Origin of the sequence: Bradyrhizobium sp. Arg816, assembly GCF_029989365.1 — a bacterium.
Classification (GTDB): domain Bacteria; phylum Pseudomonadota; class Alphaproteobacteria; order Rhizobiales; family Xanthobacteraceae; genus Bradyrhizobium.
This window is the reverse complement of record NZ_JAPRAQ010000029.1, coordinates 18,425-34,498: the sequence shown is the minus strand read 5'-3', so window position 1 is coordinate 34,498 and position 16,074 is coordinate 18,425. Positions and strand designations below refer to the sequence as shown.

Here is a 16,074-nt window from a genome sequence, read left to right as displayed (position 1 = left end):
CCGGCGCTCCAGCTAGGACAGGGGAGGATCGACATGAGCGACGGCAAGACCGGACTGCAACTGCGTTCGCTGATCAAGACGAGCGGTGAACTGGAAATCTCGCTCGTCGACGTGCCGACTCCCGAGCCCGCCGCGGACGAGGTCGTCGTCCGCGTCGAGGCAGCGCCGATCAACCCGTCCGACCTCGGCCTCCTCGTCGGCGCGGCCGATATGAGCACGGCGAAGGCGTCCGGCACCAAGGACGCTCCCGTCATCACCGCGAAGGTGCCGGAGGGCGCGATGCGGGCGATGGCTGGCCGGCTCGACGAATCCATGCCGGTCGGTAACGAAGGCGCGGGCGTCGTCATCAGGACCGGCTCGTCCGATGCCGCGAAAGCGTTGATGGGCAAGACCGTCGCCGTGATCGGCGGCGCGATGTACGCGCAGTACCGCACGCTGAAAGTGCGCGAGTGCCTGCCGCTGCCGGCGGGCACCACGCCGGCCGAAGGCGCCTCCTGCTTCGTCAATCCGCTCACGGCGCTCGGCATGACCGAGACCATGCGGCGCGAGGGGCACAAGGCGCTGGTGCACACCGCGGCCGCCTCCAATCTCGGCCAGATGCTGAACAAGATCTGCATCAAGGACGGCATTCCGCTGGTCAACATCGTGCGCAGCAAGGAGCAGGCCGACATCCTGCACAAGATCGGCGCCAAATACGTCGTCGATTCCACCGCACCGAGCTTCCTCGGCGATCTCACCAATGCGCTGGTCGAGACCGGCGCCACCATCGCCTTCGATGCCATCGGCGGCGGCAAGCTGGCCGGCGACATCCTCAACTGCATGGAAGCCGCGATCAACAAGACCGCCAAGGAATACAGCCGCTACGGCTCCAACGTGCACAAGCAGGTCTACGTCTACGGCGCGCTCGATATCCGCCCGATCGAGCTGCCGCGCGGCTTCGGCATGGCCTGGGGCGTCGGCGGCTGGTTGCTGTTTCCGTTCCTGATGAAGATCGGGCAGGCGGACGGAGCCAGGCTGCGCCAGCGCGTCGTCGACGAACTGAAGACGACCTTCGCCAGCCACTACACCAAGGTGGTGTCGCTTCAGGAGGCGCTCGATCCCGCCAACATCGCGGTCTACGCCAAACGGGCCACCGGCGAAAAATTCCTCATCAACCCGAATAAATCTTCGTGATGTGCCGCGGCACACCATCCAAAGAAGGACTTGCCTTCTGAGCGAAGCGCGGGAACATTCGCGCCGCAATTGAAAGCGGGGCAACCGCAAAGCATAGAAGGGGACACTTCCATGACTGATCTGAATCGCCGCGACCTGCTCGCGGGCGCGGCGGCTATTGGCGCGGCGGCCGTAACCGGACTTGGACCGACCACTGCCAGTGCCTCGGTGCCGCAAAGCGGGGCGCAGGCGCCGGGCTTCTATCGCTACAAGGTCGGCAGCTACGAGTGCACCTCGATCAACGACGGCGCGCGCACCTTCCCGATGCCGGACAAGTTCGTCGTCAACCTGCCGAAGGAGGAAGCGCTGGCCGCGGGCGAGGCGGCTTACATGCCGAAGGGCATGGTCACGGTGCCGTTCAATCCGCAGCTTATCAACACCGGCTCGAAGCTGGTCCTGATCGACACCGGCAACGGCGTTGCCAATCTAGAGCCGAGCAAGGGCGCGGTCGGCCGCACGTTGCAGAACCTCGCCGCCGCCGGCGTCGACCCCAAGAGCATCGACGTCGTGCTGCTGTCGCATCTCCATCCCGATCACACCAATGGCATTCGTCTCGCCGACGGCGCGCTGGCCTTCCCGAATGCGGAGATCATGGTGCCGGGGAAGGATTGGGAGTTCTGGGCGAGCGACGAGAACGCGGCCAAGGCTCCGAACGACATGACGAAGAACTACTTCGCCAACGTGAAGAAGACCTTTGCCGGGCTCGAATCCAAGGTCACGAAATACGAGTGGGGCAAGGAGGTCGCGCCGGGCATCACCTCGATCGCGACGCCCGGCCATACGCCGGGTCATACCTCGTTCGCGGTGGCCTCTGGCGACAAGAAGGTGCTGATCCAGTCTGACGTCACCAACATTCCGGAGTTCTTCCTGCGCAATCCGGATTGGCACGTGGCGTTCGACAACGATCCGGCACTGGCGCAGGCCACCCGCCACAAATTCTACGACATGGTAGTAGCCGAGAAAGCGACCGTGATCGGATTCCACTTCACCTTCCCCTCGGTGGGGCATGTCGAGAAGGATGGCGCGAAATACCGCCTGATCCCGTCGGCGTGGAATCCGACGATCTGAATAGGGCTAGGGGTGTGCGAGAAACATCAGGCCGCCCTCGGGCGGCCTGATTGTTTTTGGATCGTGGCGACCATCTGCTTTCGAGAAACTCAGCGTTTCCAAATGGGACCGGTTCATGCACTTGCATCCATCGGTCGGGATCGCTTAAGTGCCGCCCGGAACTTCCGCTCAAGCCCTCAAGGACAATCCATGGCCTACAACATCGTCGTGATCGCCGGCAGCCTGCGCAAGGACAGCTTTTCGCTGAAGATCGCCAATGCGCTCGCAAAGCTCGCGCCGGCCTCGCTCAAGCTCGAGGTCGTCACGCTGGCAGGCATCTCGTTCTTCAACCAGGACCTCGAGGGCGCGCCGCCTGCGGACTGGCTGGCCTTCCGCGAGAAGCTGCAGAAGTCGGACGGCGTCATCTTCGTCACCCCCGAATACAACCGCGCGATCCCGGGCGTGCTCAAGAACGCCATCGACGTCGCTTCGCGCCCCTATGGCAAGAGCTCGTTCAACGGCAAGCCCGTCGGCATCATCTCGAACTCGCCGGGCCCGCTCGGTGGCGTCAGCGCCGCCAAGACGCTGCAGAATATCCTGCCGGGCATTGCCGGTCCGATCCTGCAGCAGCCGGAGATTTATCTGAACGCGGTCGGCGATGCCTTCGATGCGGAGGGGAACCTGACCAAGGAATCCCTGAAGCCCGTCCTCCAGGCCTATATCGACGCGTTTGCTGCGCACGTGGCCAAGCACCACGGCTGAGGTTTTTCTTCGTCATGGCCGGGCAAAAGCGCGAAGCGCGTCTTCGCGCTAGATGTCCCGGACATCGACGCCTTAGCCCGTGGTGATGAAGAACGTGGATGCCCGGCACAAGGCCGGGCATGACGGCCGGGGGCAGGGATTGGAACGCGAAGGGGGAGGCGATTAGCACTCCCTTAACCAACCTGCCGCATCTTCCCAAGATGGTCTCCCGCGCGCGTCTGAAATCGATCCTGACCGGCCTTGCCCTCTATGCGATGGCGGCCGCTATCGTCGGCTATTTCGGCGTCAACGCCTACACCGGCAAATACGGTCTCAACGCCCGTCAGGAACTCGACCAGGAGATCATCGCGCTGACGAGCGAGCTGGCCCAGCTCAAGCGCGAGCGCGCGAAGAGCGAGCAGCGCGTGTCGCTGCTGCGGACGTCGCGGATCGATCCTGACATGCTGGACGAGCGGGCGCGCTATCAGCTCGATTATGTCAATCCGCACGATCTCGTTCGGATGATCCCGGCGAAGTAGCGCTTTCCGCTGCATTCGAAACCAGCATCGAAAGCCGCTACAGAAATCCGTAGCAATTCTACCGAAAGTCGTAGGCTTGGAACCGGGCTGCCGCCTTGACGGCAACGCGCCAACGGCCCCATGGCTTCTGCCGTCGTCGGCCTGAGTTGACGCAGATCAACCGGGCCGCGCCGGCACAGCCTAGACTGCCACCCGGAGGAAACAGTGATGAATGGGCCAATGTCCCGGCATCACGCGGCCCGCGTCGAGGCCGCCATTGCGTCAGGCCAGGCCGCACGCTCGGCGCTGGTGGCCTCATGGCGCCGTTCGTCCCGATTGCATCATCTCGATCCCGCCGGCCGCAGCGCGCCGATGCGGCTGAGTGATGTCGAGTTGCGGCAGGCGCGCGAGCGCGTCGCGCCGCTGCTCGCCGCCGCGCAAGGCGCGATGGACCGGCTCTATCAGGCGGTCGGCGCGAGCGGCTGCTGCGTGCTGCTCGCCGACGGTGCGGGCGTGCCGGTCGACCGCCGCGGCACAGCGGTGGACGATGCGACGTTCCAATCCTGGGGCCTGTGGACCGGCGCGCTCTGGAGCGAGGAGCATGAAGGCACAAACGGCATCGGCACCTGCGTCGTCGAGCAGCGCTCGCTGACGATCGACCGCGACCAGCATTTCTTCACCCGCAACACGCTTCTGAGCTGCACCGCCGTTCCGATCTACGACCACGAGGCGGCCTTTGCGGGCGTGCTCGATGTCTCCTCCTGCCGCGCCGACCGGACTGACGCGTTTTCCAATCTGATCGCGCTCGCGGCAGGTGAGGCGGCGAGGCGCATCGAGGCTGATCTGTTTCGCCGCGCCTTCGCCCATGCCCGCATCGTGCTGACGCAAGGCGCCGACGGCCAGTCGACCGGGCTCGTCGCGGTCGATGCGGATGATCTCGTGATCGGCGCGACCCGCTCCGCGCGGGTGGGGCTCGGGATTGCGCCGGGCAGGGCGCTGCAGCCGGTGCCCGCGGCTGACCTGCTCGGCGGCGATATCGCGCATGACCATCTCGCCGGCGGCCAGCGCGCGGTGCTGCAACGGGCGCTGCTGCGGGCCGGCGGCAATGTGTCGGCCGCGGCAAATGCGCTCGGCGTCAGTCGCGCCACGCTGCACCGGAAGCTGAAGCGGTTCGAGGTTAAGCACTGAGCTTCCTTCGTCATTGCGAGCGCAGCGAAGCAATCCAGAATCCTTCCGCGGGAACAGTCTGGATTGCTTCGCTGCTTTCGCATTGACGATGTGGATGCCGCGAGCACTCCATTTAGCCTTCGCCTCGCCCATGACTGTCGCAGAACTGCGACAGGTTACCCCGGCCATCGCTCCCGCCCGGGCTGACAGGAAAACGCTCCCGCGACATCGTCGGCGCAAGTCGTGAACACGCGACGAATTGCGCAAACAGCAAACATCGGGAGTGATCAATGAACAAGGTGGAGTTCCTCGGCGTCACAAAAGTTCCCTTCGCCGAACGCTATGACAATTTCATCGGCGGCAAATTCGTCGCGCCGATCTCCGGCAAGTACTTTGACAACGCCTCGCCGGTGAACGGCCAGATCGTCTGCAAGATCGCGCGTTCCGATGCGCAGGACGTCGAGGCCGCCCTCGATGCGGCGCACGCCGCCAAGGCCGCCTGGGGACGCACCAGCGTCGCCGAGCGCGCCGCGATCCTGAACCGGATCGCCGACCGGATGGAAGAGAACCTGGAGCGCCTTGCGATTGCCGAGACCTGGGACAACGGCAAGCCGATCCGCGAGACCCGCGCCGCCGACCTGCCACTCGCGATCGATCATTTCCGCTATTTCGCCGGCGTGGTGCGCGCACAGGAAGGCTCGATCGGCGAGATCGACCACGACACCATCGCCTATCATTTCCACGAACCGCTCGGCGTGGTCGGCCAGATCATCCCCTGGAACTTCCCGCTGCTGATGGCGTGCTGGAAGCTCGCGCCGGCGCTCGCCGCCGGTAATTGCGTCGTACTCAAGCCCGCCGAGCAGACGCCGGCCTCGATCATGGTCTGGGCCGAGATCATCGGCGATCTCCTGCCGCCCGGCGTCCTCAACATCGTCAATGGCTTTGGCCTCGAAGCCGGCAAGCCGCTCGCGTCCAGCCCGCGGATCGCGAAAATCGCCTTCACCGGCGAGACCACGACGGGCCGGCTGATCATGCAATATGCCAGCCAGAACCTGATCCCGGTCACGCTCGAGCTCGGCGGCAAGTCGCCGAACATCTTCTTCAACGACGTCACCGCCGAGGACGACGACTTCTTCGACAAGGCGATCGAAGGTTTTGTGATGTTCGCGCTGAACCAGGGCGAGGTCTGCACCTGTCCGAGCCGGGCGCTGGTCCATGCCGATATCTATGACCGCTTCATGGAGGGAGCGCTGAAGCGCGTCGCCGCCATCAAGCAGGGCGACCCGCGTGCGGCCGACACCATGATCGGCGCGCAGGCATCTAGCGAGCAGCTCGCCAAGATCCTCTCCTATATCGACATCGGCAAGCAGGAGGGCGCCAGGGTGCTGGCCGGCGGCGGTCGTGCCGAGCTCGGCGGCGATCTTTCCGGCGGCTTCTACGTCCAGCCGACGGTGTTCGAGGGCCACAACAAGATGCGAATCTTCCAGGAGGAGATCTTTGGTCCCGTCGTTTCGGTCACGACCTTCAAGACTGATGACGAAGCGCTCGCGATCGCCAACGACACGCTCTATGGCCTGGGAGCCGGCGTCTGGAGTCGCGATGCCAACCGCTGCTACCGCTTCGGCCGGGCCATCCAGGCCGGCCGGGTCTGGACCAACTGTTACCATGCGTATCCGGCGCATGCCGCGTTCGGCGGCTACAAGCAGTCGGGCGTCGGTCGCGAGACCCACAAGATGATGCTCGATCACTACCAGCAGACCAAGAATCTCCTGGTCAGCTACAGCCCGAAGAAGCTTGGCTTCTTCTGATCGGGCAAGATCTGATCGGGCAAGATCTGATTGGGCAGGAGAGGGCGGCGCAACCTTGCGCCGCCCCCTCCGTCGTCATCCGTCTGTCAGAGTCTTGAGACAAGACGACAGCGCCGACCGTATTCGGTTCGGCGCCCGCGGCATTCGAAGCGATGCCGGGCAAAGACGGAGGCTTGGTGATGCGGAACAGTCGTTCGGGACGGACAATGGGTGTCGCAGCGATGCTGTTCGGCGCGGCGGTGCTGCCCTTGTCGATGGCAGTTGCACAGTCCGGCCCGGCGCCGGCTGGCGCCAAACCCTTCCTGACCGTCGATGGAAAGGCGCCACTGGTCCTTGGACATCGCGGCCTGCCGGGCCTGGTACCTGAAGAGACCGAGGCGTCGTACGACCTCGCCGCGGCGCTCGGGACCGATGCGCTCGAAGAGGATTTGCACCTGACCAAGGATTGCGTTCTGGTCGTGCGTCATAACCCCTGGCTGAGCGACAACACCAACATTGCCGAGGTGGCGAAGACCAATGCGGCCGTCGCCGCCCGCAAGCGCACCGTGCCCGGTGTGCGCGTCAAGGCCCCGTCGGCCACCGGCGTGCCTGCCGATTACCTGACGGATCTGAGCGACCCGGCCGATCCCAAATCGGTGCTGAAGTCGCTGATTGTGGACGGCGAGGATCATACCAACGATTGGTCGATCAGCGACTTCACCATGGCCGAGCTGAAGCAATGGATCGGCGGCACCACCTATGACGCGGCCAACGAGCGGCCGAAAGTCTTCAACGGCAAGCTCCCGATCATCAGCTTCCAGGACGTCATCGACATCGCCAAGGTCAAGAGCAAGGAGACCGGGCGGTCCATCCTCGTCTATCCCGAAACCAAGAACCCGACCTGGAACAATGCCCAGGCGATCGCCAATGGCTGCGGCGTGGCCGGCAGCCGTCCGCTCGAGGATGCCCTGATCAAGATCATCAGGGATAACGGCCTCAACACCAAGGACGCTCCCATCCTGGTCCAGAGCTTCGAACCCGGCAGCCTGAAATATATGCGCAGCCACGGCCTTCAGACGCGGCAGGTCCAACTCGTCGACGGCAACGGAATCGACTTCAAAACCGGCAAGGTCCTCCTCAACAACATCACGAATTCGCGCCCGTTCGACTGGACGGTTGCGGGCGATGCGCGCTTGTACGATGCGATGTTGACCCCGGATGGGCTTGCCGAGATCAAGACCTATGCCGAGGGCATCGGTCCGTGGAAGGCCTATATCGTTCCGCTCAAGATCGCGCCGTGGAAGGACGGCAACGCCGATGGCACGCCCTACAAGGGATCGACGCCGGAGGCTTCGACGCAGGACGCGACCAGTCTTGTCGCGGACGCGCACAAGCTCGGTCTTTTCGTGCATGTCTTCACGTTTCGGAACGAGAAGAAATATCTCGCCGCCGACTATCGCGGCGACCCGAGCCTTGAATATCTCAAATTCTACCGGCTCGGCGTCGATGGGGTCTTCAGCGACTTCACGCATACCGGCGTTGCCGCCCGTGCGACGTATTTGCGCGAGTTGGGCTGGTAAGGCCGGCACGGCGAATCGGACGCGCGTGGGATTTCGGATACAAAACACCGCGTCCGATTTCTCTGCGTTGCCTGCTCACGTTCCCTTTGCTGACCGGTGAGCTAAAGTTGCCCGATCGGCGCCAAAGGTTTTGCAAAGTTTCGGTCACGTTGCAGTGCGGCATAATGAAAGTCGCGCCATGCCGCCGCGGTCCTTTCCAAGGGCGTTTGACTTGGGTTAGAGAGGGCTGAAGTTTTCTCTGACCCGGAATTCCCATGGCCGCACCCAAGAAAGCCGCCGCAAGCACTCCACAGGACAAGACCGACGGCGGTTCGCCCCCGGAATTCACCAGAGAGCAGGAGCTCAAGGCGCTCCGCGACATGCTCCTGATCCGGCGGTTCGAGGAAAAGGCCGGCCAGCTCTACGGCATGGGCGCGATCGGCGGCTTCTGCCACCTCTATATCGGCCAGGAGGCCGTGGTGGTCGGCATGCAGATGGCCCTGAAGCAGGGCGATCAGGTCATCACCGGCTATCGCGATCACGGTCATATGCTTGCCACCGGCATGGAGGCCAACGGCGTCATGGCCGAGCTCACCGGCCGGCGCGGCGGCTATTCCAAGGGCAAGGGCGGCTCCATGCACATGTTCAGCAAGGAGAAGCACTTCTACGGCGGCCACGGCATCGTCGGCGCCCAGGTCTCGCTCGGCACGGGTCTGGCCTTCGCCAACCACTATCGTGGTAACGACAATGTCAGCGTCACCTATTTCGGCGACGGCGCGGCCAACCAGGGCCAGGTCTACGAGAGCTTCAACATGGCGGAGCTCTGGAAGCTGCCGGTGATCTACGTCATCGAGAACAACCGCTACGCCATGGGCACCTCGGTGTCGCGCGCTTCGGCGCAACAGGATTTCTCCAAGCGCGGTGCGTCCTTCAACATTCCCGGGATGCAGGTCGACGGCATGGACGTCCGCGCCGTGAAGGCCGCGGGCGAGGAGGCGGCGACCTGGTGCCGCGCCGGCAAGGGCCCCTTCATCCTGGAGATGCAGACCTACCGCTATCGCGGCCATTCGATGTCCGACCCGGCCAAGTACAGAACGCGCGAAGAGGTCGAAAAAGTCCGCCACGACCAGGACCCGATCGAGCAGGTGCGCAACCGACTGCTCGCGGCCAAGGTGACCGAGGCCGATCTCAAGGCGATCGACGCCGAGGTCCGCGACATCGTCAATGCGTCCGCCGACTTCGCCCAGCATGATCCCGAGCCGGATGCCGCCGAGCTCTGGACCGACATTTATCGCTGAACGCGCGCAAGCTTTCTTTTGGAGTCGATATGCCAATTCAAGTGCTGATGCCCGCGTTGTCGCCCACGATGGAGAAGGGCAACCTTGCCAAGTGGCTGAAGAAAGAGGGCGAGACCATCAAGTCCGGCGACGTCATCGCCGAGATCGAGACCGACAAGGCGACCATGGAGGTCGAGGCGACCGATGAAGGTACGCTCGGCAAGATCCTGATCCCCGAGGGCACCGCCGACGTTGCCGTCAACACGCCGATCGCGACCATCCTCGCCGATGGCGAGAGCGCCGCCGATCTCGCCAAGGCGCCGGCCGCGCCCGCGCCGAGCGTCGCGCGGGAAGTCGCCGAATCCCGCTCGCCGGTCGGCGAAGGCAAGCCGATGATCTCGGCGCCGAAGGCTGCGGCTGCCCCTCCGGCCGTCGCCGAACCCGATCCCGAAGTGCCCGCCGGCACCGAGATGGTGACGCAGACCATCCGCGAAGCGCTGCGCGACGCGATGGCCGAAGAGATGCGCCGCGACGCCGACGTCTTCGTGATGGGCGAAGAGGTCGCCGAATACCAGGGCGCCTACAAGGTGACGCAGGGCCTGCTCCAGGAGTTCGGCGCCAAGCGCGTCATCGACACGCCGATCACCGAACACGGCTTTGCCGGCATCGGCGTCGGCGCCGCCATGACCGGGCTGAAGCCGATCGTCGAGTTCATGACCTTCAACTTCGCCATGCAGGCGATCGACCAGATCATCAACTCGGCCGCCAAGACGCTCTACATGTCCGGCGGCCAGATGGGCTGCTCGATCGTGTTCCGCGGCCCGAACGGCGCCGCCGCACGTGTCGCTGCCCAGCACAGCCAGGACTACTCGTCCTGGTATTCCAACGTCCCCGGTCTCAAGGTGGTCGCGCCGTTCTCCGCAGCGGACTACAAGGGCCTGCTCAAGGCTGCGATCCGTGATCCCAATCCGGTGATCTTCCTCGAGAACGAGGTGCTCTACGGCCATACCGGCGAAGTGCCGAAGCTCGATGACTTCGTGATCCCGATCGGCAAGGCGCGCATCGTGCGCTCGGGCAGCCACGTCACCATCATCTCCTGGTCGAACGGCATGACCTATGCGCTGAAAGCTGCCGACGAACTCGCCAAGGACGGTATCGAGGCCGAGGTGATCGATCTGCGCACGCTGCGGCCGATGGACACCGAGACCATCGTCAACTCCGTCAAGAAGACCGGTCGTGCGGTCACGGTGGAAGAGGGCTGGGCGCAGAGCGGCGTCGGCGCCGAGATCGCCGCGCGCATCATGGAGAACGCCTTCGACTATCTGGATGCGCCGGTCGCGCGCGTCTCCGGCAAGGACGTGCCGATGCCCTATGCGGCGAACTTGGAGAAGCTCGCGCTGCCGTCGGCAGCCGAAGTGGTCGAGGCCGCCAAAGCCGTCTGCTACAGGTAGACCATGGCGGGCCCGAAGGAGCAGCCATTGCCACCCGACGTCCTCGCCCGCGACGATGCGGTCGAGATCCTGCGCGTATTCGTGCTGGACGGCGGGCTGTCGATGGCGTTCCAGCGCGCCTTCGAGGAGCCCGACATGTGGGGCCTCCTGCTCGTCGATCTCGCCCGCCACGCGGCGCGCGCCTATGCGCGCGAGAGCGAATACACCGAGGAGGACGCGCTGAGCCGGATCCTCGAGATGTTCCAGGCGGAGATTGAACGGCCAACCGATACGGGCACGACGACACCGCGCGGGAAGGGGCACTGATCGTGGCGATCGAAGCCCATCATTTCGATTTCATGCTGGAGGCGATCCGCGAGGCGGAGGCCTCGATCGCGCAGGGCGGCCTGCCGATCGGCGCCGTGCTGACGCGCGGCAACGAGATCATTGCCCGCGGCCACAACAACCGCGTGCAGGAAAAGAACGTCATTCTCCACGGCGAGATGAGCTGCCTGCGCGAAGCCGGCGTGATCTCGTTCCACGACACCGTCATGTACACCACGCTGTCGCCATGCTCGATGTGTGCTGGCGCACTCGCTCTGTTCAAGGTGAAGCTGGTGGTGATCGGGGAATCCGTCACCTTCCCGGGCTCCAAGGACATCCTCGACAAGTTCGACATCCCCTGGATCGACCTTGCCGACGACCGCTCCATCACCATGATGAAGAATTGGCGTTCCATCCCTGCCAACGAGCGCCTGTGGCAGGGCGACATCGGCAACTAAACCTGGTCGTCTTCGCTGTCGGAGACGACGTATTGAAAAGTTCTTCTTGAGGTCAGCATGCCCATCAACATCCTGATGCCCGCTCTCTCGCCGACAATGGAGAAGGGCAACCTCGCCAAGTGGCTGAAGAAGGAAGGCGACAAGGTCAAATCCGGCGACGTCATCGCCGAGATCGAGACCGACAAGGCGACCATGGAGGTCGAGGCGATCGACGAAGGCACGATCGCCAAGATCCTCGTGCCCGAGGGCACGCAGGACGTCCCGGTCAACGACGTGATCGCCGTGCTCGCCGGCGAAGGCGAGGACGTGAAGGCGGCTGGTGCCGCCAAGCCCAGCGCTTCGGCCGCACCTCCGAAAGCCGCTGAAGCGCCCGCCGCCGCGCCGGCTCCCGCAGCTGCGCCTGCCGCGCCCAAGGCTGCGCCGCCGCCTGCCGCCGCACCGGCGCCGCAAGCCGCAGTTCCAGCCGCGCAGAGCAACGGCCATGGCGGCCGCGTGTTCTCATCACCGCTCGCACGCCGTCTCGCCAAGGATGCCGGCATCGACGTGTCGATGGTCACAGGCACCGGCCCGCACGGCCGCGTGGTCGCGCGGGACGTCGAGCAGGCCAAGTCCGGCAAGGGCCTGAAGGCGCCTGCCGCTGCGCCGTCCGGCGCGCCCTCGATCGCGCCGACCATGTCGGACAAGCAGATCCTGTCGCTGTTCGAGCCCGGCTCCTACGAGATCGTCCCGCATGACGGCATGCGCCGCACGATCGCGCAGCGCCTGACTGCGTCGATCCAGAACGTCCCGCACTTCTACCTCACCATCGACTGTGACATCGGCAAGCTGCTCGCCGCGCGCGAGGAGATCAACGCGGCTGCTCCCAAGGACAAGGAGAAGAAGCCGCTCTACAAGATCTCGGTCAACGACTTCGTCATCAAGGCGATGGCCGTTGCGCTCCAGAGAATCCCGAACTGCAACGTCAGCTGGACCGAAAGCGGCATGGTCAAGCACCACCATTCCGACGTCGGTGTCGCCGTGGCGATGCCCGGTGGCCTGATCACGCCGATCATCCGCAAGGCAGAGACCAAGACGCTCTCCACCATCTCGAACGAGATGAAGGATTTTGCTGCGCGCGCCCGCTCGCGCAAGCTGAAGCCGGAAGAGTACCAGGGCGGCACCACGGCCGTTTCCAACCTCGGCATGTTCGGCATCAGCCACTTCACCGCCGTGATCAACCCGCCGCATGCAACCATTCTGGCGGTCGGCACCAGCGAGGAGCGGCCGGTCGTCCGTGGCGGCAAGATCGAGATCGCGCATATGATGAGCGTGACCTTGTCCTGCGATCACCGCGCCATCGACGGCGCGCTTGGCGCCGAGCTGATCGGCGCGTTCAAGCAGCTGATCGAAAATCCCGTCATGATGATGGTCTGAGATGGCGCATGACGACGCGCTGGCCCTGGATCTCGATGCTGGTCTCGCTGATCCTCACGCTCAGCCCGCTCGGCCGCGACATCGTTGACTCCGCCTTCTTCGCCGGCGAGGCGCTGTCGCGCAACATTTGGGCGCCGATCGCGCTCACCATCTTCGCCGTCATGGCGGCCGCCATTCTCTCGGAATGGCTGATCAGAACCTACATCCGCAATCGCCGCGCCCGCGGCGCAACGACCGCTTGAGTTGAACGGGAGCCGCCATGGCCGATACATCCTTCGACGTCATCATCATCGGCTCCGGCCCTGGCGGCTATGTCACCGCGATCCGCGCCGCCCAGCTCGGCTTCAAGGTCGCCATCGTCGAGAAGTCCTATCTCGGCGGCATCTGCCTGAACTGGGGCTGCATCCCGACCAAGGCGCTCTTACGCTCCGCCGAGATCTACCACTACATGCAGCACGCCAAGGATTACGGTCTGTCGGCGGAGAAGGTCTCGTTCGACCCGAAGGCGGTGGTGCAGCGTTCGCGCGGCGTCTCGAAGCGGCTGAATGACGGCGTCGGCTTCCTGATGAAGAAGAACAAGGTCAGCGTGATCTGGGGCGCGGCCTCGATCGACGCGCCCGGCAAGGTCACCGTGAAGAAGTCCGACGTCGAGGGCCCGAAGGGTGCGCTGGGCGAGGGGGCTTACCAGGCCAAGCACATCATTATTGCAACCGGCGCGCGGCCGCGCGTGCTGCCCGGGCTCGAGCCCGACAAGAAGCTGATCTGGACCTATTTCGAAGCGATGGTCCCGGAGAAGATGCCGAAGTCGCTGCTGGTCGTCGGCTCCGGCGCGATCGGCATCGAGTTCGCCTCGTTCTTCCACACCATGGGCTCCGAGGTCACCGTGGTCGAGGTGCTGCCGCAGATCCTGCCCGTCGAGGACGCCGAGATCGCCGGCCTGGCCCGCAAGCGCCTCGAGAAGCAGGGCATCAAGATCATGTCCTCGACCAAGGTCACGAAGCTGGAGAAGAAGGCCGACAGCGTCGTCGCCACCATCGACGATGGCAAGGGCAAGCCCGTCACCACCGAGTTCGAGCGCGTGATCTCGGCGGTCGGCGTGGTCGGCAATATCGAGAATCTCGGTCTCGAAAAGCTCGGCGTCAAAACGGATCGCGGCTGTATCGTCATCGACGGCTACGGCAAGACCAACGTCCCCGGCATCTACGCCATCGGCGACGTCGCCGGTCCCCCGATGCTGGCGCACAAGGCCGAGCATGAGGGTGTGATCTGCGTCGAGGCCATCAAGGGCCTGCATCCGCATCCCATGGACAAGGACCTGATCCCGGGCTGCACCTATTGCCAGCCGCAGGTCGCCTCCGTCGGCCTCACCGAAGCCAGAGCGAAGGAAAGCGGCCGAGAGATCCGCGTCGGGCGTTTCCCGTTCGTCGGCAACGGCAAGGCGATTGCGCTGGGCGAGGACCAGGGCCTGGTCAAGGTGATCTTCGACAAGAAGACAGGTCAGCTCCTCGGCGCCCACATGGTCGGCGCGGAAGTCACCGAGCTGATCCAGGGCTACGTCGTCGCCATGAACCTGGAGACGACCGAGGAAGAGCTGATGCATACGGTGTTCCCGCATCCGACCCTGTCGGAGATGATGAAGGAAGCCGTGCTCGATGCATATGGAAGGGTTTTGAATATTTGATGGGCGCCATCGCCGCCCGCCGTCGTCATTGCGAGCGAAGCGAAGCAATCCAGACGGCTTCTGCGGAAAGATTCTGGATTGCTTCGCTGCGCTCGCAATGACGAGCAGAGAGCCGTTTGCAAAATAAGAAGGAAACCAACCCATGCACGACAACGACAACCTGACCATCGAACGCCCGACCTTCGTCACCCATCTCGAATGCGCGATGGAGGGCGATCATTACGCCGCCGACCAGGTCCACAATCTCTCCAAGGCCGGCAAGCCGCTCTTGGTGCGCTACGATCTCGCGGGCGTGAAGAAGGCGCTGACCAAGGATGCGCTTGCCCAGCGTCCCGGCGACATGTGGCGTTACCGCGAGCTCTTGCCCGTGCGCAAATGCAAGGACATCGTCTCGCTCGGCGAGGTCACGACGCCGCTGATCCGGCTGCCGAAGCTCGGCGCCAAGCTTGGCGGCGGCGAGATCATCGTCAAGGACGAGGGACGCCTGCCGACCGGCTCGTTCAAGGCGCGGGGCCTCGTGATGGCGGTGTCGATGGGCAAGGCGCTCGGCATCAAGCACATGGCGATGCCGACCAACGGCAATGCCGGCGCGGCGCTCGCAGCTTACGCCACGTCGTGCGGCATCAAGACCACGATCTTCTGCCCGGCCGACACGCCGGAAGTGAACGTCAGCGAGATCGAGCTTCAGGGCGCGACCGTCTATCGCGTCAACGGCTATATCGACGATTGCGGCAAGATCGTCGGCGAGGGCAAGGCAAAAGTCGGCTGGTTCGACACGTCTACGCTCAAGGAGCCGTACCGTATCGAAGGCAAGAAGACGATGGGCCTGGAGCTCGCCGAGCAACTCGGCTGGGACGTGCCCGACGTGATCTTCTATCCGACCGGCGGCGGCACTGGCCTGATCGGCATGTGGAAGGCTTTCGACGAGCTGGAGAAGATCGGGTTCATCGGCTCCAAGCGCCCGCGCATGGTCGCGGTGCAGGCGTCGGGCTGCGCGCCGATGGTGCGGGCCTATGATGCCGGCACCGAGCATGCGACGCGCTGGGAAGACGCCCACACGATCGCGTCCGGCATCCGCGTGCCGCAGGCGATCGGCGACTTCCTGATCCTGCGCGCGGTGCGTCAGAGCAAGGGTTTTGCCATCGCGGTCGACGACGACAAGATCTCGTCGGCGCTGAACGAGGTCGCGCGCGAGGAGGGGCTGCTGCTATGTCCCGAGGGCGCCGCCACCTACGCCGCCTACAAGGACAGCCTCGCCGACGGCCGCGTCAGCAAGACCGACCGCGTGATGCTGTTCAACTGCGCGACCGGCCTGAAATACCCGCTGCCGCCGGTGACCCGCACGCTCGATCGCCACAAGCCGATCGACTACACGCAGTTCTAGAAATCTCTCCCTCTCCCCGTTCTTACGGGAGAGGTGGGTGAGGGGCCTCTCTCCGCGAATGAAATATTCGTGAGAC

15 protein-coding genes are annotated in these 16,074 nt (G+C 64.4%); all 15 read left to right on the top strand.

What is annotated here, in order from left to right; translation table 11 throughout:
• The first annotated feature begins 33 nt into the window (after positions 1-33).
• The 15 genes from OWC48_RS39790 to OWC48_RS39720 all read left to right on the top strand — a co-directional run bounded on the left by OWC48_RS39790 (position 34) and on the right by OWC48_RS39720 (position 15,998).
• Entirely contained in the window at positions 34-1,173 is a 1,140-nt protein-coding gene (locus OWC48_RS39790) for a zinc-binding dehydrogenase (protein ID WP_282524899.1), read from the top strand.
• 111 nt (positions 1,174-1,284) lie between these two features.
• Entirely contained in the window at positions 1,285-2,280 is a 996-nt protein-coding gene (locus OWC48_RS39785; RefSeq protein WP_282524898.1) for an MBL fold metallo-hydrolase, read from the top strand.
• Positions 2,281-2,469: 189 nt separating this feature from the next.
• A complete protein-coding gene (locus OWC48_RS39780; RefSeq protein ID WP_282524897.1) occupies positions 2,470-3,021 on the top strand; it encodes an NADPH-dependent FMN reductase in 552 nt (183 codons plus the stop codon).
• 200 nt (positions 3,022-3,221) lie between these two features.
• Positions 3,222-3,539, top strand: coding sequence for a septum formation initiator family protein (locus OWC48_RS39775; protein ID WP_028149600.1), 318 nt, complete (start codon positions 3,222-3,224; stop codon positions 3,537-3,539).
• Positions 3,540-3,746: 207 nt separating this feature from the next.
• Complete coding sequence (locus OWC48_RS39770) at positions 3,747-4,706, top strand: GAF domain-containing protein (protein WP_282524896.1); 960 nt, start codon at positions 3,747-3,749, stop codon at positions 4,704-4,706.
• Between the two features lie 269 nt (positions 4,707-4,975).
• Entirely contained in the window at positions 4,976-6,493 is a 1,518-nt protein-coding gene (adh, locus tag OWC48_RS39765) for an aldehyde dehydrogenase (protein ID WP_282524895.1), read from the top strand.
• A gap of 179 nt (positions 6,494-6,672) precedes the next feature.
• The gene (locus OWC48_RS39760; protein WP_282524894.1) at positions 6,673-8,052 is read left to right on the top strand and encodes a glycerophosphodiester phosphodiesterase family protein; all 1,380 of its coding nucleotides are present in this window, start codon (positions 6,673-6,675) and stop codon (positions 8,050-8,052) included.
• Positions 8,053-8,306: 254 nt separating this feature from the next.
• The gene (pdhA, locus tag OWC48_RS39755; RefSeq protein WP_282524893.1) at positions 8,307-9,329 is read left to right on the top strand and encodes a pyruvate dehydrogenase (acetyl-transferring) E1 component subunit alpha; all 1,023 of its coding nucleotides are present in this window, start codon (positions 8,307-8,309) and stop codon (positions 9,327-9,329) included.
• A gap of 29 nt (positions 9,330-9,358) precedes the next feature.
• Positions 9,359-10,759, top strand: coding sequence for a pyruvate dehydrogenase complex E1 component subunit beta (locus tag OWC48_RS39750; RefSeq protein ID WP_282524892.1), 1,401 nt, complete (start codon positions 9,359-9,361; stop codon positions 10,757-10,759).
• A 3-nt stretch (positions 10,760-10,762) separates the two neighbouring features.
• Positions 10,763-11,065 (top strand): DUF5076 domain-containing protein, encoded by a 303-nt coding sequence (locus OWC48_RS39745; RefSeq protein ID WP_028149595.1) that lies wholly within the window; start codon positions 10,763-10,765, stop codon positions 11,063-11,065.
• Between the two features lie 2 nt (positions 11,066-11,067).
• Positions 11,068-11,520, top strand: coding sequence for a nucleoside deaminase (locus OWC48_RS39740; protein WP_282524891.1), 453 nt, complete (start codon positions 11,068-11,070; stop codon positions 11,518-11,520).
• 57 nt (positions 11,521-11,577) lie between these two features.
• Positions 11,578-12,933, top strand: a complete 1,356-nt coding sequence (locus OWC48_RS39735; RefSeq protein WP_038933084.1) for a pyruvate dehydrogenase complex dihydrolipoamide acetyltransferase — start codon at positions 11,578-11,580, stop codon at positions 12,931-12,933.
• 8 nt (positions 12,934-12,941) lie between these two features.
• The gene (locus OWC48_RS39730; RefSeq protein WP_014495017.1) at positions 12,942-13,175 is read left to right on the top strand and encodes a hypothetical protein; all 234 of its coding nucleotides are present in this window, start codon (positions 12,942-12,944) and stop codon (positions 13,173-13,175) included.
• A gap of 17 nt (positions 13,176-13,192) precedes the next feature.
• On the top strand, positions 13,193-14,614 hold the full coding sequence (lpdA, locus tag OWC48_RS39725) for a dihydrolipoyl dehydrogenase (protein WP_282524890.1): 1,422 nt from the start codon (positions 13,193-13,195) through the stop codon (positions 14,612-14,614).
• 142 nt (positions 14,615-14,756) lie between these two features.
• Positions 14,757-15,998 (top strand): threonine synthase, encoded by a 1,242-nt coding sequence (locus OWC48_RS39720; protein WP_282524889.1) that lies wholly within the window; start codon positions 14,757-14,759, stop codon positions 15,996-15,998.
• The last annotated feature ends 76 nt before the right edge of the window (positions 15,999-16,074 follow it).